This is a genomic window from Acinetobacter sp. NBRC 110496 (assembly GCF_000876115.1).
Taxonomy (GTDB): Bacteria; Pseudomonadota; Gammaproteobacteria; order Pseudomonadales; family Moraxellaceae; genus Acinetobacter.
In genome coordinates, this window is sequence record NZ_BBTF01000019.1 from 37,460 (window position 1) to 58,237 (window position 20,778).

The 20,778-nt window shown below is 40.8% G+C and carries 19 protein-coding genes; 6 read left to right on the forward strand and 13 right to left on the reverse strand.

Annotation, left to right across the window (positions count from 1 at the left end):
• The first annotated feature begins 187 nt into the window (after positions 1-187).
• From Aba26S_RS11085 to Aba26S_RS11095, 3 genes are all read left to right on the forward strand, one after another.
• Positions 188-1,639, forward strand: coding sequence for a cytochrome ubiquinol oxidase subunit I (locus tag Aba26S_RS11085; RefSeq protein ID WP_005242090.1), 1,452 nt, complete (start codon positions 188-190; stop codon positions 1,637-1,639).
• Positions 1,632-2,636, forward strand: a complete 1,005-nt coding sequence (gene cydB, locus Aba26S_RS11090) for a cytochrome d ubiquinol oxidase subunit II (protein WP_043971928.1) — start codon at positions 1,632-1,634, stop codon at positions 2,634-2,636. Before Aba26S_RS11085 ends, cydB begins: the two co-directional genes overlap by 8 nt.
• A gap of 196 nt (positions 2,637-2,832) precedes the next feature.
• Positions 2,833-4,263, forward strand: a complete 1,431-nt coding sequence (locus Aba26S_RS11095) for a PLP-dependent aminotransferase family protein (protein ID WP_043971930.1) — start codon at positions 2,833-2,835, stop codon at positions 4,261-4,263.
• On the opposite strand, the gene Aba26S_RS11100 is transcribed toward Aba26S_RS11095, so the two are convergent.
• Positions 4,224-5,306, reverse strand: a complete 1,083-nt coding sequence (locus Aba26S_RS11100) for an AraC family transcriptional regulator (protein WP_043971932.1) — start codon at positions 5,304-5,306, stop codon at positions 4,224-4,226. The two genes, Aba26S_RS11095 and Aba26S_RS11100, sit on opposite strands and share 40 nt — an antisense overlap.
• 119 nt (positions 5,307-5,425) lie before the next feature.
• On the opposite strand from Aba26S_RS11100, the gene Aba26S_RS11105 reads away from it, so the two are divergent.
• Both Aba26S_RS11105 and Aba26S_RS11110 read left to right on the forward strand, forming a co-directional pair.
• A complete protein-coding gene (locus tag Aba26S_RS11105; protein ID WP_005242101.1) occupies positions 5,426-6,142 on the forward strand; it encodes an enoyl-CoA hydratase/isomerase family protein in 717 nt (238 codons plus the stop codon).
• A 36-nt stretch (positions 6,143-6,178) separates the two neighbouring features.
• Positions 6,179-7,006, forward strand: a complete 828-nt coding sequence (locus Aba26S_RS11110) for an NAD(P)-dependent oxidoreductase (RefSeq protein WP_043971935.1) — start codon at positions 6,179-6,181, stop codon at positions 7,004-7,006.
• A gap of 112 nt (positions 7,007-7,118) precedes the next feature.
• Here the strand turns inward: Aba26S_RS11110 and Aba26S_RS11115 are convergent, their stop codons facing one another.
• The 6 genes from Aba26S_RS11115 to Aba26S_RS11140 all read right to left on the reverse strand — a co-directional run bounded on the left by Aba26S_RS11115 (position 7,119) and on the right by Aba26S_RS11140 (position 11,476).
• Positions 7,119-7,556, reverse strand: a complete 438-nt coding sequence (locus tag Aba26S_RS11115) for a hypothetical protein (RefSeq protein WP_005242105.1) — start codon at positions 7,554-7,556, stop codon at positions 7,119-7,121.
• Positions 7,556-7,822: a hypothetical protein gene (locus Aba26S_RS11120; protein WP_043971937.1), complete on the reverse strand. Its 267-nt coding sequence runs from the start codon at positions 7,820-7,822 to the stop codon at positions 7,556-7,558. Before Aba26S_RS11120 ends, Aba26S_RS11115 begins: the two co-directional genes overlap by 1 nt.
• Before the next feature lie 524 nt (positions 7,823-8,346).
• Positions 8,347-8,616 (reverse strand): hypothetical protein, encoded by a 270-nt coding sequence (locus tag Aba26S_RS11125; RefSeq protein ID WP_227541497.1) that lies wholly within the window; start codon positions 8,614-8,616, stop codon positions 8,347-8,349.
• Between the two features lie 93 nt (positions 8,617-8,709).
• Positions 8,710-9,141, reverse strand: coding sequence for a hypothetical protein (locus tag Aba26S_RS11130; RefSeq protein ID WP_043971941.1), 432 nt, complete (start codon positions 9,139-9,141; stop codon positions 8,710-8,712).
• A 576-nt stretch (positions 9,142-9,717) separates the two neighbouring features.
• Positions 9,718-11,115: a hypothetical protein gene (locus Aba26S_RS11135; RefSeq protein ID WP_043971948.1), complete on the reverse strand. Its 1,398-nt coding sequence runs from the start codon at positions 11,113-11,115 to the stop codon at positions 9,718-9,720.
• A gap of 1 nt (position 11,116) precedes the next feature.
• A complete protein-coding gene (locus Aba26S_RS11140; protein WP_005242140.1) occupies positions 11,117-11,476 on the reverse strand; it encodes a hypothetical protein in 360 nt (119 codons plus the stop codon).
• A 73-nt stretch (positions 11,477-11,549) separates the two neighbouring features.
• Here Aba26S_RS11140 and Aba26S_RS11145 point away from each other — a divergent pair, with 73 nt between their 5' ends.
• Positions 11,550-12,200, forward strand: coding sequence for a hypothetical protein (locus Aba26S_RS11145; protein WP_043971955.1), 651 nt, complete (start codon positions 11,550-11,552; stop codon positions 12,198-12,200).
• A gap of 82 nt (positions 12,201-12,282) precedes the next feature.
• Here Aba26S_RS11145 and Aba26S_RS11150 read toward each other — a convergent pair whose 3' ends face one another.
• The 6 genes from Aba26S_RS11150 to hutU all read right to left on the reverse strand — a co-directional run bounded on the left by Aba26S_RS11150 (position 12,283) and on the right by hutU (position 20,576).
• Complete coding sequence (locus tag Aba26S_RS11150; RefSeq protein ID WP_005242142.1) at positions 12,283-13,554, reverse strand: Glu/Leu/Phe/Val dehydrogenase; 1,272 nt, start codon at positions 13,552-13,554, stop codon at positions 12,283-12,285.
• A gap of 32 nt (positions 13,555-13,586) precedes the next feature.
• Positions 13,587-14,507, reverse strand: coding sequence for a formimidoylglutamase (gene hutG / locus Aba26S_RS11155; protein ID WP_043971958.1), 921 nt, complete (start codon positions 14,505-14,507; stop codon positions 13,587-13,589).
• Between the two features lie 34 nt (positions 14,508-14,541).
• Positions 14,542-15,747 (reverse strand): imidazolonepropionase, encoded by a 1,206-nt coding sequence (hutI, locus tag Aba26S_RS11160; protein ID WP_043971961.1) that lies wholly within the window; start codon positions 15,745-15,747, stop codon positions 14,542-14,544.
• Between the two features lie 52 nt (positions 15,748-15,799).
• Positions 15,800-17,212, reverse strand: a complete 1,413-nt coding sequence (locus Aba26S_RS11165) for an amino acid permease (RefSeq protein WP_005242160.1) — start codon at positions 17,210-17,212, stop codon at positions 15,800-15,802.
• A 64-nt stretch (positions 17,213-17,276) separates the two neighbouring features.
• On the reverse strand, positions 17,277-18,815 hold the full coding sequence (gene hutH / locus Aba26S_RS11170) for a histidine ammonia-lyase (protein WP_005242161.1): 1,539 nt from the start codon (positions 18,813-18,815) through the stop codon (positions 17,277-17,279).
• An 84-nt stretch (positions 18,816-18,899) separates the two neighbouring features.
• Positions 18,900-20,576, reverse strand: a complete 1,677-nt coding sequence (gene hutU, locus Aba26S_RS11175; protein WP_005242162.1) for a urocanate hydratase — start codon at positions 20,574-20,576, stop codon at positions 18,900-18,902.
• Between the last annotated feature and the right edge of the window lie 202 nt (positions 20,577-20,778).

The following is a 20,778-nucleotide window of genomic DNA, read 5'->3' on the forward strand; positions in this document are numbered from 1 at the left end:
GTTATAAAAAAACAAAAAGAAATTGTATCTACTTATATACAACAGAAGATTGGATGATGAATAAAACTTAAATTGCTTTGAAATATCCCAATACCGTTTTTAGGTTCTGCTTATTTTGATAAGGGTTTAAGTCCGTTCTTTCACATTTTCCTAGCGACTCGTTTCAGTCTGTTATAGGAGAGGATATATGGATCTCGGTCTCACGGCTTTAGAATTAGCCCGAATACAGTTTGCGTTTACTGTTTCATTTCACATTATCTTTCCCGCCACCTCGATTGGTCTGGCCTGTTTTCTTGCCATGCTGGAATGGAAATGGCTACGTACCCAAAACCCGATTTATAAAGATCTATTCAAATACTGGATTAAAATCTTTGCAGTTGCCTTTGGGATGGGTGTCGTTTCTGGCGTGGTGATGAGCTACCAGTTTGGGACTAACTGGAGCGAGTTTTCCCGCGTTGCTGGGAGTGTCACAGGTCCTCTACTCAGCTATGAGGTATTGAGTGCTTTCTTCTTGGAAGCAGGTTTCCTCGGCATCATGTTGTTTGGTTGGGGACGCGTTGGTCCCAAAGCACATTTCTTTGCCACCTTAATGGTTGCGATCGGCACCTGTATTTCCATGTTCTGGATTTTGTCCTCCAACAGCTGGATGCAAACGCCGCAAGGCTTTGCCATTGAAAATGGCATTATTGTGCCGACCGACTGGTGGGCGATTGTGTTCAACCCCTCCTTCCCTTATCGCTTTGCCCATATGGCAGCCGCTGCATTTTTAGTGTCTTCATTATTGGTGGTTGGTACGGCTGCATGGCATCTGATTAAAGGCCGACGCGATGAGTTGGTGAAAAAGTCCTTTTCCATGGGACTTTGGATGGTACTCGTCACTTCATGTTTGCAAGTGGTGATTGGTGACAATCATGGTTTAAATACCTTGAAGCATCAGCCTGCAAAATTAGCCGCTATCGAAGGGCACTGGGAAACCAATCATAATGAATCCATGCCACTGCTGTTATTTGCCATTCCCGATATGGATAGTGAAAAAAATCACTATGAAATTGGCATCCCTCATCTTGGTAGTCTGATTTTGACCCACTCTATGCAAGGTAAGGTTACAGGTTTAAAAGATTTCGCAGCTGAAGATCGTCCAAATGCGACCATTGTGTTCTGGAGTTTCCGTGTCATGGTCGGGCTTGGCATGTTAATGGTATTACTCTCTTTCATTGCCTTATGGCTACGGAAGAAAGGTAAACTATATGGTTCATCTTGGTTTCATAAATTCGCTTTTGTCATGGGTCCAACAGGCTATATCGCGCTACTTGCGGGTTGGGTCACCACTGAAGTCGGTCGTCAACCTTGGGTGGTGTATGGGGTAATGCGCACCAAAGATGGTTTATCGCATGCGGTCACTGCAGATCAAGTCGGCATCAGTCTGATTATCTTTGTGGTGGTGTATACCATCGTGTTTGGTAGCGGTATTTATTACATGTTGAAGCTACTGAAAAAAGGGCCTCAATTTGTAGATGCGATTGATCTTGAGCCTACAGGTCCCGGGCATTTCAAAACCCCGATGCGTCCTTTAAGTGCTGTCGATGAAAGTATTGATCAGCAAGACTCAAAACCAAATAAGGAGAAATACCATGATTGATTTATCTCTGATTTGGGTTGGCATTATCGGTCTTGGTGTCTTGATCTATGTCATTCTCGATGGCTTTGATCTCGGCATTGGTATTCTGTTCCCCTTTATCAAAAGCAGTGAAGAACGTGATGTGATGATGAATACCGTCGCACCTGTGTGGGATGGTAATGAAACATGGATGGTACTCGGTGGTGCTGGCCTATTCGCAGCCTTTCCATTGGTGTATTCAACTGTACTTTCAGCCTTGTATATGCCGATTATCTTGATGGTAATTGCACTGATTTTCCGTGGTGTGGCCTTTGAATTTCGCTTTAAGGCCAATCGCACCAAGTATTTATGGGATCAAGCCTTTATTTGGGGATCAGTTCTCTCCAGCTTTCTGCAAGGCGTGATTCTGGGTGCCTATATTCAAGGCATTCAAACCACCAATGGTATTTTCTCTGGTTCAGGCTTGGACTGGCTGACTCCATTCGCTCTGTTTACAGGGCTGGGTGTGGTTGCGATGTATGCCGCTTTGGGCTGTGGCTGGCTAATTATGAAAACTGATCATAAGTTACAAGATCAGATGTATGGATTGATGCCTAAACTGATCATCTTGCTGTTTGCGGTCTTTGCAGGGGTGAGTCTATATACCCCACTCACCCATCCTGAAATTGCAGCACGTTGGTTTGCCTTGCCAAATCTGCTGTACTTTAGCCCAGTGCCGATCTTGGTGTTGTTGTTTACCTTCCTGATTTTAAAGGCATGTAAGCAACGTCAGGATTTCAAGCCGTTTATCTATACCTTGGCCTTGGTATTTTTGGCCTTTACTGGATTTATCATCAGTCTCTGGCCGAATATTATTCCGCCGTCCGTTACCATTTGGCAAGCAGCAGCACCACATTCCAGTCAAAAGTTTGCCTTGGTTGGAGCTGTCATTTTAATCCCGATCATTATTGGCTATACCATTCTTTCTTACTGGGTATTCAGAGATAAAGTACGGGTTGGAGATACGGGTTATCACTAAGGAGCAGCTTTGCATGAAAATAAAATCTCTGCATTTAAGCCAAACACAATGGTTTATAATCTTATGGTTAGTTGGTTTTTTTGCACTTGCCATAATTGCAGGTTTATTTAGACTGTTATTGATGTTTGCTTATTAAAAAAAGAGATGGAACAGCTGGCATAAAAGCTGTTCCATCTATACGGATTCACTTGAGTTTATGTATAAATCAGAACAGTTAGCACACCAGCTCAAACTTCTCATTGAGAATGGGTCATGGAAACCCCACACCAAACTGCCCTCTTTGCGTGAACAAGTACAACGCTCAGGCTTTAGCTTAATTACAGTGATGAATGCTTACCAAGAACTGGAAGCACAAGGGCTGATTTATTCCAAAGAAAAGTCAGGTTATTTTGTGGCTGAGCAAAATAATATTCAGATTCCGCAAGCCTATTCAGTGGTGTCTTTAAATCCAAAAATTGAAATCAACTCCTTGGTGTTTAAGTATCTTAAATCGATTCAGTCTAAACAGGTCAGCCCCCTAGGTTCGGCTTTTCCAGACAGTCAGTTGCTGTATCCACCCAAGCTGATTCAGATCATGGGACAGCTTTCCCGTAATCGACATAGTTATGATCAGACCACCAATCTACCGCCCGGAAATTTAGCCCTCCGAAAATTGATTGCGCAACGCTATTGTATGCAAGGGATTCCAACCGATGCCGATGACATTGTCATCACCTCTGGAGGGTTGGAAGCCCTCAATCTTTCCCTGCAAGCGATTACCCAACCGGGCGATTATATCTTGTTGCAGCAAACCATTTTCTATGGTGCATGGCAGGCGGCAGAGCGTTTAGGGTTGAAAGTGATTACCCTGCCAGAACATCCACAGCATGGCTTTGATATTGAAGCCTTTGAACAGGTCATTAAAAGCTATCCGATCAAGGTCTGTTGGTTTATGTTGAATGCGCATAACCCGATTGGCTTTACCGTCAGCGATGAAATTAAATATAAAATTGCCAAATTGTTGCATGAGCATCAAATTCATTTGATTGAAGATGATGTCTATGAAGAGCTGTTTTATGGCAATCAAAAACCACTACCAATGAAGTATTTTGATCAACAGAATCTGGTGTTGCACTGCTCTTCTTTTTCCAAAACCTTGGGCTCGGGTTTCCGTATGGGTTGGGTTTATGCAGGTAAATTTTCCGAGCATATTCAGCACTTGCAATTGATGAGTACCATTTCTGCCAATGCGCTGATCCAGAATGCACTGGTAGAGTTCCTCTCTCATCATCATTATGAAAAGCATTTAAGAACGCTTAGACGGGCGTTGGAAAAGAATAAAAAGCAGTTCTTTCAATATCTGAAACAGCATCTGCCTAAAGACTGTAAGGTGTATAACTATCCAAGTGGCTATTTTCTCTGGATTCAACTGCCAGAAAAAGTCAGTAGCATGCAGGTGTATGAACAACTGATTCAGCAACAGGTGGGTGTTGCGCCAAGTCCGTTATTTAATGTACTGCCCTCACATCAACATTTTATTCGGATGAATTGTTCCTTTGAATGGACCGAACAGATTCAACATGCACTGGAACGCTTTATTCAAACCATTCAAAATGTGATGTTAGATGAATCAGTCTTGGACAAATAGCTTTTCCGATACTGACTCGGCGTTTCTCCAAACATCTTTTTAAAAGCACGGATAAAATTAGTGGCTTCTTCATAGCCCACCAGAGCTGCAACATCCTGAACACTGTATTGTGGCTGTTGCAATAATTTCTTGGCTTGACTAAAACGAACCTCCGCTAAAATCTGTAAGAAGGTGGTTCCTTGCGCCTGCAAATGCCGCTTGATAGTTCGCTCCGACATATTCAAGCGCTGTGCAATCATGGGCAAGGTTGGATAGGCATTGCCTGCCTTATAAAGCAGCTCGGAACGAATGCTTTTCTGTAGGTCACGCGTACTTTCTTTTAGCAATTTCAGTTTGTCATTTTCGCAATATAGCAGTGCTTGCTGAAAAGCGACTTGATCTGCATTCGAATTTTTACACTGTAGATAATGCTTAGGAAAACGTAGACCATTGCGTTGCTGATTAAATTGAATCTTGATCTGAGATAAATCGACACTTTTATAATTCTGTGAATCTGCCCAGTCGACAAAGACCTCACAATTTTCTGCAATTTTTTCAGAAAATAAACTGAGAAAATGAATGGCACCAAATAGTAAGCTTTCAATTAAAAAGGACCTTAATTGATCAGATTGTTCTGCCCCACCCAATTTTACAGGATGTACATCATCCAAATGCACATAGACAAAGTCGTTCTCGATGTGCCATTCAGGGGTGAAATTCTGGATGCGGGTACAGAAATATTGCTGGCAAAGGCTTAAAGCAGTTTCGACATCGGTACAGCTAAGAAATGCAAAACCTAGCGCCCCATGCGACGTTGGGCGTAATTTAAAGCCATATTCAATGCCTAGACGTGGATTGTCCGTCAACTTTAAGGCATTCACCACCAGCTTCGACCATTGATGTGCACTCATTTTGGCATCGGCTTGTTTCATTTCTGCGAGCCTTAATCCCGTACCAGACAGAACTGTTTCAGTATCAACGGCATAGTCTTGCACAATTTCCAATAACAGATGTGCATAAGAAACAGAAATGGTTTCCTGAAACAATCCAAACGGATCTCGCATCGAACATCCACTGTCCTAAAATGATCATCAATATGGCATAGTCCCACCTATTGTGCGAGTGTTTTATTGGGAATAATGACTGTAATCAAAAAACTAACGCACTATCAGGAAGCGCTTCAATGACCACCATGACGCTTGATCAGCAGCAGTCTATTTATGTTCTCACCTTAACCAATGGCGATCAGGACAATGTCTTAAACCAAGATGTGCTGAATGAATATATCGAGATCTTTGATGAAATTGAGCGTGATTCGCATAACGCCTGTCTGGTGATTCAAAGTGATCACCCCAAGACCTTTTGTAATGGTCTAGACCTCGCTTGGCTAATGCAACAGTCTATGCAAGATAAAAAAGCCTTCACCTTACAACTGGAAAATATGCTGCTGCGTTTGGCCTTGCTTAACCTCCCTGTGATTGCTGAAATTAACGGCAATGCTTATGCAGGTGGTGCAATTTTGGCATCAGCCTGTGACTTTCGCTTGATGCGTGCAGACAAAGGACGCTTTTGTTTTCCCGAAGTCAAACTGACCATTCCCTTTACTGACTGTATTGCAGAAATTGTGCAACTCCTTCCCAATCAGCATGCGATTTGGGAAATGTCTTTAACAGGTAAATCTATGACTGGCCTCGAATGTTTAGACGCGCAAGTGGTGCATCAGATTCACCCTGCCGAATCATTAAATCTGGAAGTATTTAAGTTTGCGGAAGAAATGTCACAAAAGCATCGCCTGACCTATGCCGTAATCAAACGCCAATTACGTCATCGGATTGTCGAGATTGCCAAGCAACGTCAGCTTTATCAGCCTGAAAAATTCGCTCACCCATTTATGATTTAATTCAACCCCAATAAAAATTAAAGACAGGACTTCGCCATGAACAATATGCAAGGAAAAACCATTTTTATTACGGGCGGTAGCCGAGGAATTGGCCGAGCCATTGCACTGAAAGCTGCACAGGCAGGTGCAAATGTGGTAATTGCAGCAAAAACTGAAGTGGAAACAGCCAAATTAACAGGCACAATTTATAGCGTCGCTGAAGAGATTGAGGCTGCGGGTGGTCATGCATTGCCACTGCTTTTAGATGTAAGAGATGAACAGCAGATTCATACTGCCATACAACAAGCAGCCAAAAACTTTGGTGGTATTGATGTATTAATAAATAATGCAGGTGCAATTGCCCTCACCGGTGTGGAAGCCACTTCATTAAAACAATATGACCTGATTCAAAGCATTAATCACCGTGCCACCTTTATTTGTGCCCAAGCCGCCTTACCTTTTCTTAAACAAGCAGAGCATCCGCATATTCTGAGTCTATCACCACCTGTGAATATGTCACCGAAATGGTTGGGTATGCTCTCACCTTATGCATTGTCTAAATATGGTATGACCATTTTGACTTTGGGGATGGCAGAAGAATTTCGACACTATGGTATTTCTTGTAATACCCTGTGGCCTGACACCTATATCGCCACAGCAGCAGTTTCGAAAAACCTAGGTGAAGAAAATACGCGTCAATTGAGTCGTAAACCTGAGATCATGGCGGATGCAGCTTTTGCCATTTATAGTACAGTCAAAGGAGAGCTTACGGGACAGAGCTTGACAGATGAACAAGCGTTGGCGCGTATTGGTATAACTGATTTTGCTCAATATGCCTGTGTCAGCGGCAATACCCAATTACAGAAAGATTTCTTTTTAGATTAGCCATAGATAAAAAACGGCCTTAAAACATGCGTCTTAAGGTCGTTTCAAAAGCACAGCTAAAGTAAGTGAGTATTCTCTAATGCAACTTCATAGAAAGAACTCTAAAATTTATTTAAAAAATATACTTCTCTAATCCTACACCCAAGAATAGAAGACATGTACCGAGAATTCCTGACAAAATAACCAAATAATGAAGGTAGAAAAACACTGGATAACTCTTCAATAATTCATTTAACTGAGAGTCACCTATTTTTTGATATACATTATTTCCATAACGGGCTTTAAAAGAGGTATCAAACTTTATATTTAGTATTTCCCTCCAATATGCACTAGGTAACATACTTAAATAAAAAAAATCAAATGGCTCCATCAATCTTTTAAATTTTTTCTCATCCTTATATACAATTTTACATATTTCTTTTATATAAATATTACTATAAATATAAAGACTTATGAAGAATATCCATAGTAACAAAAAGAAAAACAGACCTATTAAGCTAATAAATAAACCTGGTCTATCTTTAGACATGGACAATAAAATTCCCAACATTATTTATTCCTAACGCCATCAATATAGTCATAGGCTTCACCCACAACATACCCAGTAAGCTCTGATGTACCTTTAGATGCAAGTGCTGCCGAAGCTGCAACAATGCCAATTACAATTAATCCAGTTCCTCCTGTAGCAAGTCCGATAATTAAATAGCCAGTCAGAACACCAACACCGATCCCTGTACTAATTTTCGCAGTCTCAACCACGGTTGTTCTCGCCTTATCCTCTGGTGCAGCTTCATAAACAGCTATACTTGAATTCACAGCATCCTTATAACAATTGCAAGATATCCTGCTGCTATTTAAACAACAAATTCAAAATCTGAGCACACCTCAAATTTTAAATAAATCCTATTTAAAAAAGTGCTCTATAGAATAACCAAGGAATAATAAGGACATACTCAAAAGCCCCGATAACATGAAAAAATAATGAAGAAAAAAGAACATTGGATAATTTTTCAACAACTCTTTTAACTGAGAATCACCTATTTTGTAATATACATTATTCCCATAGAAAGCCTTAAATGAAGTGTTAAACTTTACATTTAATATCTCTTTCCAATATGCACTGGGCAGAATACTCAGATAAAAAAAATCAAATGGTTCCATCAATTTTGTAAACCGCTTCTCATCTTTATATACAATCTTGCAAATCCCTTTTAACTAAATATTTATATAAATATAAAGACTTATTACAACCACCCATGCCACTATAATGAATAAAACACCAACTAGAATAATAAATAAACCAGGTCTATCTTTAGACATAGACAATAGAATTTCAAACATTACTTATTCCTAATTTCGTCAATATAGTCATAGGCTTCACCTACGCCATATCCTGAAATTTCACTAACACCTTTCGTAGCTATTGCTCCTGAAGCAGCCACAATACCTATTACAATCAACCCAGTTCCACCTGTGGCGAGTCCAACCACAATAGCACTCACTACAGCTCCAGCAATCAAGCCTGTACCAACTTTAGTTGTCTCAACCACTGTTGTTCTTGCTTTATCCTCTGGTGCAGCTTCATAAACAGCAACACCAGAACTCACCACATCCGCCGAAATCGATGTAACCTTCTATTTAACCAATAAAACCAAAAAATCGGAACATACCTCTGCTTTTTTAATAAGAATCTAAAGCAGTCTTTAAAAATACTGATCCACTATAAAACCCAACAACAGAAAAAGTGTTCCAAAAACACCTGAAAAAATAACTAAATAATGAAGGTAGAAAAACACTGGATAGCTCTTCAATAATTCATTTAACTGAGAGTCACCTATTTTTTGATATACATTATTTCCATAACGGGCTTTAAAAGAGGTATCAAACTTTATATTTAGTATTTCCTTCCAATATGCACTAGGTAACATACTTAAATAAAAAAAATCAAATGGCTCCATCAATCTTTTAAATTTTTTCTCATCTTTATATACAATTTTACATATTTCTTTTAAATAAATATTGGTATAGATATAAAGACTTATGAAGAATATCCACAATAGAATAAAGAATAAGAAACCAAAAACAAAAAGTGCAAAAACATAATCTGTAATCAATAAGTTGATAATTTTATTCATTTATAGTTTCCACTTTATCATACCCCACGAAATATACTAAAATTTCAATAATATTATTTCCACCTAAAATATAAAAAAAGAAGGTCGAAAACCACCAACCTTACTTCTTATATTGAAAATAAAACCATTTTCAAAAAAAATTATTACAAATAAAATCAATTAACAAAAAGAACATACTAATCACTCCTGAAAAGACAGCAAGATATTGAATAACAAAAAAATATTTATATTTACTAACCAACTCAACAATCTGATCTCTTCTTAAATCATAATAAAAATCTCTATCATAAAGATTTTTAAAGACTTTATCGTATCTCAAATTTAAAAACTCCCTCCAAAAATTAATAGGTATCACACTAAGAAAATAAAAATTAAAAAATTCGAGTGGTCTTTTATATTTAATTTCGTCTTTAAAAATAATTCCACACAAACCTCTTAAGTTGATATTTACATAAAAATACAACACTATCAAAAGAAAAATAAATATAGAAAAAAACGTAGCAAACAATATAAAGAATGGAAATGCTTCAAACAATTTTATAAATAAGCTCATATTTAAAATTTATTCCGATTTACTTAATTATTGAGATGATCGTAAGCATCTCCTGTACGATCACCAACGTAATCCCCAACAATTTTACCAACTACAGGTCCAGTAATAGCAGCAATACCAATAACTACTAATCCAGTTCCTCCTGATGCAAAACCTATAATTACATAACTTGTAAGAGCTCCAACACCTATACCCGTAACTATTTTAGTTGTCTCAACCACGGTTGTTCTCGTTTTATCCTCAGGCGCAGCTTCATAAACATTCACCCCCGAACTCACTACATCCGCTGCCATAGACACATAACCTGCTATTTTGAGCTGACTTGCAAACCTGCTAATTTCACCCATTTTTTTTACATATTCTCTAATCCCTCCCTTATAAGTACCATCTCGCACTAAGGCAGATTGCTTTAGCATCCGTCGCATATTGTTGGTTTTAATCGACTGATCCCAACGCAAGAATTTTTTAGTTGCTTCTTGATCAAGCTCTTTATACAAACTCGCATATTTTTGCTTAAATTGAGCAAAGTTTTTCGGATTCGCCAGTCCTGAGCCTTTGGCTTGTTCTTCGGCATACTTCTGTGCAAGCTCACCATGAATTCGATAAATTCGATGCGATTGCCCTTCTGCCATACTTAACGCACCATCAACCGCCATTTTCTGCTCAAAAAAACCATCCTTCTCTTCTTTCTGATCAAACTTGATTGTGAGAGGATGCTGATTTTCTTCAAAGATGGTTTTCCCAACAATCCTTGTATTTTCTCGTAATAACGCATCATAAAAAAATTCGTAATTCTGAGCAAAAAAATCGGCATCAAAATCTTTATCCTTTTTCATTTGCTCCAAATTTTGTTGGGCTTGTTGTGCCTGTTTTTTATATTCAGATAATTCCTTGGCTGTGGTTGAATTTGCAATAATAACCACCTGCCCAGACTGTAAAACCCCCATGGAAACGAGGTTAGATAAATGCGGGTTATTTGCCTTTAAAATTTCCCAGTCTTTTACACTCAATGGTTTTTTAAAGATACGCTGTGACCATGTCATCACGGGTTCAGCTTTTTTAATGAGATACCATGCAACCTCACCATCATGAATCTGGATTTCTTTTATATTTTCCTTGGCTTTTTTAGTTGCTTCAACAGTCGTTTTAAACTCAAATAGACTCCACTTATTAGGCTCAGGATATGCTTTGGCTGTAACAGTTTTGATGACCTCGCCACGATATTTAATTTTATACATCAACAATCGATTGGGTTGATAGATATGAAACCATTTGCCAAAACCATGATCGTCAAAATTTCCCTCATCTTTAAAAACAGTCTTGCCAAGCTCTCGGTTCACAACCAAAAACTGAAAGCTAAAATCTTTAAATTGTAAGGGCGGCTTGAGCTTAAATTGCAATCGGGAATAATGTGTTGCCATCTTATTCTCCTTCCGCTTCCTGTGCTTCTTCTATCTCATTCACCATCACATGCGTAATCAGATTTTGAGCGGACGACGTTGTCGTGAGTTTCATTAAACCCTCGGCGCTTGTGATACCTTTTTGCAAATTTCCCGCTTGGTCAATCAGGAGATACGGCTTATTTGCCAATGGAATGTTGTCTTTATTCTTCACCAAATATTGAAGAATATAGGGTTGATCCACCACAGCTAATCTGGGAAGTTGAACAGAAACCTTCTGCCCAGCAACAAATTTATGTTGCCCTGCTTTTGCTTCAAATTTTGCAGGGGTAATAAAAGTAATTCCATCTTTATTAATAATTATTTGAGACCCACCAGCCATAAACATCCCTTTATTTGACACAACTCTCCAAAATAATACAATAATAATATCTACCACCCTTAAAATTTATCGTATGACTTTTATTATAGCCATTCAATTGCAAGATAGTATTATTGTTGCTGCTGATAATAGAAGTGCAACCATTGATTATAAAATTCATTCAGATCAAACACCTAAACTATATGCATGGAAAAATGGGATTATCGTAGGTTCGGGTGAAATGACTGTTATATCCCGTGCAGTTGAGTTCTTTATAAAGTTATCAAAATCGAATATTAAAGACCTACCAAAATGTCTTAAAATTTCAAGACTTATGAGAGAGTTGGAAGCAAAACACTTCCAGATAACAACGACAAAACTAATGTATTCCAAGAGCACGCCATCAGGGGCTCAGCTTTACACCATACAGCCAAACAAAAATGATGAATATCGATTAGAAAAATTCCAAATCAATGAAATTATATTATGGTTTTTCAATCCCGATATTTCACATATTGGGACCGAATTAAAAACATTATATGCCAATCTAAAACCTTGTTACCATTTTAATAATAAAAACGAATGGATAATTTATTATCTCGAACAGTTAAATATAATATTTAAAAAACAAGCCCAAATAGATCAAATGATGAGTGCGAGTTTTGATATCTTCTTTCAAACAAAAGATGATTATTTCCATGAGTATATTAGTAGTACCCGTACAATATCGGGACATGGGGAATGATCCAAAACCAAGAGTGCACTGAACAATAAAAAACGACCTTAAGACATGCGTCTTAAGGTCGTTTGGGTATTGATTCGCAGGATTAGCCTGGGAAAATACCACGCTCTTTACGTGCTTTTAAGATACGTTCACAGCCTAAAATGAAGGCCGCGGTACGTAAGGTACATTCTTTCTCACTTGATTTATGCCATACATCATTGATGGCTTGAATCATTAGCTTGTCTAGTCTTTCGTTAATTTCTTCTTCAGACCAGAAGTAGCTCGACATATCTTGAACCCATTCAAAGTAAGATACGGTTACACCACCCGCGTTACAGATTACGTCAGGAACAACGGTAATACCGCGTTCAACTAAAACGTCATCCGCTTCTGGGAAAGTTGGGCCGTTCGCACCTTCGAGTACCAGTTTTGCCGACAGGTTTTTCGCACGTTCAACCGTGATTTGGCTTTCCAATGCAGCAGGGATCAAAATATCCATGTCTACAGTCCAGAACGCTTCATCACTGATTACTTGTGCACCAGCAAAGCCACCCACACCTTGGTGAGTTTCCATGTGTGTTTTCAATGCAGCAAGGTCGATCCCTTCTGGATTGAAAATCGTACCAGTGTGATCTTGAATCGTCACGATTTTAGATTTTGATTCTGCAAACAAATAAGCAGCTTCACTACCCACGTTACCAAAACCCTGAACCGCAATTTTTGCGCCTTCTAAAGGTAGTTTGATTTTTTCAGCCACTTGTTGACCCGTGATAAATACACCACGGCCAGTCGCTTTAATACGACCCAACGAACCACCAAGATGTACAGGCTTACCAGTTACTACACCTGTCACAGTATGACCTTGACCCGATGAATAAGTATCCATGATCCAACCCATGACATTCGGGTTAGTCCCTACATCTGGCGCAGGAATATCTTTCTGTGGGCCAATAATATGGCTGATTTCGCTGGTATAGCGACGTGTTAAGCGTTCTAATTCACGTGGAGAAAGCTGACGTGGATCAACACGGATACCGCCTTTTGCACCGCCAAATGGTAAATTTACCACCGCAGTTTTAATTGTCATCCATGCTGAAAGAGCCATTACTTCATTTAAATCTACATCTGGGTGATAGCGAATACCGCCTTTACCCGGACCACGTGACAAGTTGTGTTGTACACGATAACCTTCAAAATGACGAATTGTGCCATCGTCCATAACAATTGGCACATCAACAATCAAAGCACGTTTTGGGCGCTTCAATGTATCCACATAACCTTCTAGACCATCTAGATATGGAGCAACACGCTCGATCTGTTCAAGATAGGTTGCCCATGGACCGTCATTTTGAGAGACATAAGATAAATTAGACATGTTTTAACCTTTTGATGAATTCACATGATCCATCAATCAAATATGTAGTTAAAAATTATATAAGCGGCTAATTTGGCAGTTCTACTATCCAAATCAAACCGTGGATTACATTCCGCCACATCAAAAACTTTAATCTTTCCGGTTTCCTTAATGGCCTCTAGTAATGGGTCAAAAACTGATAAATCAATTCCTTTTACCGCAGGTGCGCTTACACCTGGCGCAATGCTAGCACTAAATACATCAAGATCAACTGTAATATACAAATAGTCAACTTTTCCTGTAAAAGCTGTCAACTTTTCGATTAAAGTTTCAACACTTTGTTTCTGTAACTCATAATCGTAAATATAAGTACAATTCAGCCGATCTGCGGTTTCAAATAAAACCTTGGTATTTGAATGTTTCGCTACGCCAACACACAAATAATGAAATTCTTGCTGATGCTGTTCAGACAGTCTGGCTGCATTCAAAAATGGTGTGCCAGAGGTCACCTGTTCAGCTTCACGCAAATCAAAATGTGCATCGAAATTGATGATGCCAATTTTCTTATTGGGTTCATTGTTTTGCAGATATTGAAACAAGCCAGAAAAGCTGCCAAAAGCCACTTCATGGCCACCACCTAACACAATCGGTTTCATGCCCTGTTTTAAGCTTCTTTCGACCTGTTCAGCCAGTTCAGCCTGTGCTTGTTCCAGTTTTGAACCGTCACACACCACAGTCCCAATATCTGCAATCGTGATGGGTTGATGTACAGGCAAATTGGCTAACTGCGCACGAATGCTATCTGGAGCATCTGCCGCACCTAAGCGGCCTTTATTGCGCTTTACCCCTTCATCCGAGCTAAAGCCAATCAGGGCATAATCTGCTTTTGGCGTGGTATTGATGACTTGGTGAATCCTCAAGTGTTCAACACCCTCGCCATCTTTACGCCCTTGCCATGTAAATGAATGATTCATTGTCTCTAGCATCCTTTATAAATGAGCTACATCGCTAGATTGAGATTTCTTGGCCATGCTGAATAATGCGCTTTGGCAGATCCCCACCCAACCAGTAAACGATCTCGGATGGATGCTCAATCTGCCATGCAATAAAATCGGCAACTTTACCGACTTCCAACGTACCGTGTGTATCTTGTAAGCCCAAGGCATGCGCTGCATTTGTGGTCACACCCGCTAAGGTTTGTTCAGGAGTTAAACGGAACAAGGTACTGCCCATATTCATCATCAATCGCAATGATAAGGCTGGCGATGTGCCTGGATTTAAATCACTGGATAAGGCAATCCGTACCCCATGTTGATGCAAACTCTCTAATGGTGGGAATTGGGTTTCTCGTAGAAAATAGAACGCACCCGGCAATAACACTGCAATTGTACCTGCGGCAGCCATCGCCTTGACATCATCCTCGGTCATAAACTCTAAATGATCTGCTGACAACGCTTGATAACGTGCTGCCAAACTAGATCCACCAAGTGAAGAGAGTTGCTCTGCATGCAGTTTGATTGGTAAATTCAGAGACTGAGCCGTTTTAAAGAGACGTTCAACTTGTGCTGGAGAAAAGGCCAAGTATTCACAAAATGCATCGACCGCATCGACCAAGCCTTCCTGATGAAGTTTTGGCAGCATCTCATTGCAGATATGCTCAATATAAGCATCACTTTGATCCTTATACTCAGGCGGTAAAGCGTGCGCCGCCAAGCAGGTACTGCGAACTGTCATTGGCAAAGTTTCTGCAATCTGACGAATCACACGCAGCATTTTGCGCTCATTGGCATAGTCCAGACCGTAACCCGACTTAATCTCAATAGTGGTGACACCATCTTTGAGCAAACAGCGAATTCGTTTTAACGCCGATGCCAACAACTGTTCTTCACTGGCTTCACGGGTAGCACGAACGGTACTGGCAATCCCGCCACCGCTGGCTGCGATTTCAGCATAGCTGACACCTTGCAAGCGTTTTTCAAACTCAACACTACGGTTACCACCAAATACACTATGGGTATGGCAGTCAATCAAGCCTGGCGTTACCCATGCCCCTTTTAAGTCAATGGTTTCAGAATATGCATCAGCAGGAAGATCTTTAAATGCTCCAATCCAGTGAATATGCTGTCCCAGCGTGACCATCCCTGCATCTTCAATACTGGAATATTGTCCATCTTGCATGGTGGCAATATGACAGTTTTTCCAAAGCTTTTTCATTTAAAACTCCTCTCACTGCTCAGGCATAATCAATACCTGAGCAGTTTGATTGTTAGCTTTCCAATTCAATGTTTTGTTGCAACGTCTGATTTTCTTTTACGCTGTTTTGCTTGGGCTTCACCCAAATGGTATAAGCAATCCAAAGGAGAATTAACCACGTTACCCCGACATAAATCGCAGGTCGTGAGTCAGGGAAATATCCCATCATCGCCAAGATAAACAGCATGAATACAATCGCAAATGCAGGTGCATACGGCCAGCCAATCACAGGGAAATCCAAGGCTTTAATTTCTTCTTTCGACAGCTTACGACGCATTGCGACCTGAGAAAGTAAAATCATCAGCCATACCCAAACGGTTGCAAAGGTTGCGATTGAAGCAATGATGATGAAGACATTTTCAGGAATCAGATAGTTCAGCACAACACCGATCAATAACACCCCAGCCATCACCACAACCGTCATCCAAGGCACGCCATTCTTTGAGATTTTCTGGAAAACTTGCGGCGCTTGTCCACGGTTCGACATGCCATACAGCATACGCCCTGCACCGAATACATCACTGTTAATTGCCGAGATTGCTGCGGTAACCACCACAATATTCAAAATCGTAGCTGCTGATCCAATGCCTAGATTTTCAAAAATTTGAACAAATGGACTACCTTGGCTACCAATTTGATTCCATGGGAAAATCGACATCAACACAAAAATTGTCAATACATAGAACAGTAAGATTCGGACTGGAACGGCATTAATGGCACGAGGAATGGACGTTTTCGGATCTTGCGACTCACCTGCCGTCAAACCAATAATTTCAATCCCGCCAAAAGCAAATACCACTACAGATAAACAGGCAACCAAACCTGCAATTCCATTTGGCATAAAGCCATCATGAATCCATAAGTTTTGAATGCCTGTGGTAAATCCACTGTGGTCAGCATGGAAACCATAGAACATTAAACCAAAACCACCCAAAATCATGGCAACAATAGCCGTGACCTTGACGATTGAAAGCCAGAACTCAAGTTCACCAAAGACTTTCACATGAATCAGGTTGATTGCGCCCAAGAACATGATCAGTGACAGAATCCAGATCCATCGTGGTACATCGGGATACCAAAATCCCATGTAGATCCCAAAAGCCGTGACATCGGCCAAGGCGACAATCACCATTTCAAAAACGTAGGTCCATCCCGTGGTAAACCCCGCCAATGGACCAATATAATGTGATGCGTACTCACTAAACGAGCCCGATACTGGATTATGGACAGCCATCTCACCAAGTGCACGCATCACGATATAAATTGCAATCCCTGCAACAATATATGCGAGTAATACGGACGGCCCTGCCATTTTGATTGCAGTCGCCGAACCGTAAAAGAGTCCTGTCCCGATGGCTGAACCCAATGCCAAGAAACGAATATGACGGGTGTTTAACCCCCGCTGTAATGTGGAGTGTTGTGACATTATAATCTCCAATCCTTGAGGAAATTTAGTTAGATTCGGCCACTCCATGTGACCGTTTTATTGATCACACTTCAGACAAACTCGGTAATAGCTTCGGAATCAGCAATGCGTTCAAGCAACCACTTGCGAGCAATTCACTTGCCTGCTCGATATCGGGTGCAAAGAAACGATCTTCACTGTAGTAAGGTACTTGGTCACGCAACAGTTTACGCGCGCGCTCCAGTTTTGGAGAACTCTTCAATCCTTCACGGAAATCTAGCCCCTGACATGCACCTAACCATTCAACTGCAAGAATGCCGCGAACGTTATCAGCCATATACCATAAACGTTTGCCCGCATTCGGTGCCATGGAAACATGGTCTTCCTGATTTGCAGAAGTCGGTAAACTATCAACACTGGCAGGATGTGCAAGTGCTTTATTGTCACTTGCTAACGCAGCAGCTGTTACTTGGGCAATCATGAAACCGGAGTTGACTCCACCATTGGCAACCAAGAACGGCGGCAATTGTGACATATGACGGTCCATCATCATAGAAATACGACGTTCAGATAGCGAACCAATTTCAGCAATCGCCAATGCAAGGTTATCCGCAGCCATTGCCACTGGCTCGGCATGGAAGTTACCACCTGAAATTACATCACCTTCAGCGGCAAACACCAACGGGTTATCTGAAACAGCATTTGATTCAATTTCTAAAACTTCTGCCGCTTGACGGATTTGAGTCAAACAAGCACCCATCACCTGAGGTTGGCAGCGTAATGAATATGGGTCTTGAACCTTGCTACAATCTTCATGTGAATGAGAAATTTCACTTGATTCAGTTAATAGGTCACGATACGCAGCCGCAACATCAATTTGACCACGTTGACCACGCACTTCATGAATACGGGCATCGAATGGTGCACGTGAACCCAGCATTGCTTCAACGCTTAATCCACCGCAAACCGTTGCGGCAGCAAATAGATCTTCTGCTTCGAATAAACCACGCAATGCATAAGCAGTTGATGCCTGTGTACCGTTCAGCAATGCCAAACCTTCTTTCGCCGCCAAAGAAATCGGCTCTAAACCTGCAATTTTTAGCGCTTCAACCGCAGGTAACCATTCACCTTTATAGCGCGCTTTACTTTCACCAATTAACACCAAAGACATATGTGCAAGTGGCGCCAAGTCACCTGAAGCACCCACTGAACCTTTTAATGGAATATGCGGATACACTTCAGCATTAATCAAAGCCAAAAGTGCATCAATCACTTTACGGCGAATCCCTGAAAAACCACGAGCCAAGCTGTTCGCTTTCAGCAACATGATCAAACGTACCATAGCATCATCTAGGGGCTCACCCACACCTGCTGCATGTGAAAGTACCAAAGAACGTTGTAATTGCTCCAAGTCTTCTGGTGCAATTTTAGTCGAAGCAAGTAAACCAAAACCTGTATTGATCCCGTATGCGGTACGACCTTCATTGACAATTTTTTCGACACAAGCAACGCTGGCATCGATTCCTGCTGCAGCACTCTCATCCAATTTGACTTTGATTGGATTGAAATAGGCTTTACGAAGGTCTGCTAAGGTGAGTTTGCCGGCTTGAATTAAAAGTTCCATTATTGGCGTCCTGTTTTGCACTCTATTGTTCGCTTACAATGCTCAATGCACAATTGCAAAAAGCATCGTAATGTCCTTGTCTGTTTATTGTGTGATCATTGGCAAGTTCAAGCCTTGCTCTTTGGCACAATCAATTGCGATGTCATAACCCGCATCGGCATGACGCATCACCCCTGTTGCAGGGTCATTGGTCAATACACGTGCAATACGTGCCGCTGCTTCATCAGTACCATCACACACGATCACTACACCTGAGTGCTGAGAAAAGCCCATACCAACACCGCCACCGTGATGTAATGATACCCAAGTTGCACCGCCAGCAGTATTCAACAAGGCATTTAACAATGGCCAGTCAGATACCGCATCAGAACCATCTTTCATTGATTCTGTTTCACGGTTTGGACTCGAGACTGAACCTGAATCCAAATGATCACGACCAATCACGATCGGTGCTGAAAGTTCACCGCTACGCACCATTTCATTGAATGCCAAGCCCAATTTTGCACGTAAACCTAAGCCAACCCAGCAAATACGCGCTGGTAAACCTTGGAAGCTAATCCGTTCACGCGCCATATCTAACCAGCGATGTAAATGTTCATCATCTGGAATAAGTTCTTTTACTTTGGCATCTGTTTTATAGATATCTTCTGGATCACCTGAAAGTGCAGCCCAACGGAATGGACCAATACCACGGCAGAACAATGGACGGATATAGGCAGGAACGAAGCCTGGGAAATCAAAGGCATTTTTTACACCTTCGTCTTGTGCCATTTGACGAATGTTGTTGCCATAATCAAAGGTTGGAACACCCATTTTCTGGAAATCCAACATCGCTTGAACATGTTTGGCCATCGATTGTTTTGCTGCTTTGACCACAGCTTCTGGCTCAGTTTTAGCACGTTGACGATACTCTTCCCATGTCCAGCCAATTGGCAAATAACCATTCAATGGGTCATGTGCGCTGGTTTGGTCTGTCACCATGTCTGGGTGTACACCACGACGGACTAATTCAGGCAGAATTTCAGCGGCATTGCCATGCAGTGCAATCGAAACTGCCTTGCCTTCTTTGGTGTATTTTTCAATACGCGCCAAGGCATCATCTAAATCCGTTGCTTGTTCATCGACATAACGGGTACGTAATCGGAAATCGATACTGGTTTGTTGGCATTCGATATTAAGTGAACATGCACCTGCAAGTGTTGCAGCCAAAGGTTGTGCACCACCCATACCGCCTAAACCAGCGGTCAACACCCAACGACCTGTTAAATCGCCGTTATAGTGTTGGCGGCCTGCTTCTACAAAAGTTTCATAAGTGCCTTGTACAATGCCTTGGCTACCAATATAAATCCATGAACCCGCTGTCATCTGCCCATACATTGCCAGACCTTTGGCATCCAATTCATTGAAATGCTCCCAGGTTCCCCAATGTGGAACAAGATTCGAGTTTGCAATCAAAACACGCGGTGCATCTTTATGGGTTTTAAATACGCCAACTGGCTTACCTGATTGAACCAATAAGGTTTCATCTGTTTCTAAGTTTTTAAGTGTTTCAACGATCTTGTCAAAACATTCCCAGTTACGTGCAGCACGACCAATACCACCGTAAACAACAAGCTCTTTTGGATTTTCTGCAACATCAGGGTCAAGATTGTTCATCAGCATGCGTAAAGGCGCTTCTGTTAACCAGCTTTTTGCATTGAGCTTTGTACCACGTGGTGCGCGAATTTCTACATCACGAAATTTTGTTGTCGTTGTTGTCACAATCGGACTCCTTCCATTGAGTTTGAATCAGCAAATTAACCTGCTTTACTGTATAGCAATGTATTAACTTGTATATACATCCATATACTACACAAAACTTTTATCTTGAAAAGATGCTTTTCAATGCTTTTATGAAAATAATTTACAAGCTTATGAAATAAATAGATTTATTTTTATACTGGCAAAAAAACACATACAACCT

What these genes read in the sequence shown, in the direction of transcription:
- hutI (WP_043971961.1), bottom strand. Translation starts at nt 15,747, where the DNA reads ATGAAAAAGCTTTGGAAAAACTGTCATATTGCCACCATGCAAGATGGA.
- hutG (WP_043971958.1), bottom strand. Translation starts at nt 14,507, where the DNA reads ATGAATCATTCATTTACATGGCAAGGGCGTAAAGATGGCGAGGGTGTT.
- Aba26S_RS11165 (WP_005242160.1), bottom strand. Translation starts at nt 17,212, where the DNA reads ATGTCACAACACTCCACATTACAGCGGGGGTTAAACACCCGTCATATT.
- Aba26S_RS11140 (WP_005242140.1), bottom strand. Translation starts at nt 11,476, where the DNA reads ATGGCTGGTGGGTCTCAAATAATTATTAATAAAGATGGAATTACTTTT.
- hutH (WP_005242161.1), bottom strand. Translation starts at nt 18,815, where the DNA reads ATGGAACTTTTAATTCAAGCCGGCAAACTCACCTTAGCAGACCTTCGT.
- Aba26S_RS11105 (WP_005242101.1), top strand. Translation starts at nt 5,426, where the DNA reads ATGACCACCATGACGCTTGATCAGCAGCAGTCTATTTATGTTCTCACC.
- Aba26S_RS11145 (WP_043971955.1), top strand. Translation starts at nt 11,550, where the DNA reads ATGACTTTTATTATAGCCATTCAATTGCAAGATAGTATTATTGTTGCT.
- Aba26S_RS11100 (WP_043971932.1), bottom strand. Translation starts at nt 5,306, where the DNA reads ATGCGAGATCCGTTTGGATTGTTTCAGGAAACCATTTCTGTTTCTTAT.
- Aba26S_RS11150 (WP_005242142.1), bottom strand. Translation starts at nt 13,554, where the DNA reads ATGTCTAATTTATCTTATGTCTCTCAAAATGACGGTCCATGGGCAACC.
- cydB (WP_043971928.1), top strand. Translation starts at nt 1,632, where the DNA reads ATGATTGATTTATCTCTGATTTGGGTTGGCATTATCGGTCTTGGTGTC.
- Aba26S_RS11085 (WP_005242090.1), top strand. Translation starts at nt 188, where the DNA reads ATGGATCTCGGTCTCACGGCTTTAGAATTAGCCCGAATACAGTTTGCG.
- Aba26S_RS11115 (WP_005242105.1), bottom strand. Translation starts at nt 7,556, where the DNA reads ATGTTGGGAATTTTATTGTCCATGTCTAAAGATAGACCAGGTTTATTT.
- Aba26S_RS11135 (WP_043971948.1), bottom strand. Translation starts at nt 11,115, where the DNA reads ATGGCAACACATTATTCCCGATTGCAATTTAAGCTCAAGCCGCCCTTA.
- Aba26S_RS11095 (WP_043971930.1), top strand. Translation starts at nt 2,833, where the DNA reads ATGTATAAATCAGAACAGTTAGCACACCAGCTCAAACTTCTCATTGAG.
- Aba26S_RS11130 (WP_043971941.1), bottom strand. Translation starts at nt 9,141, where the DNA reads ATGAATAAAATTATCAACTTATTGATTACAGATTATGTTTTTGCACTT.
- Aba26S_RS11110 (WP_043971935.1), top strand. Translation starts at nt 6,179, where the DNA reads ATGAACAATATGCAAGGAAAAACCATTTTTATTACGGGCGGTAGCCGA.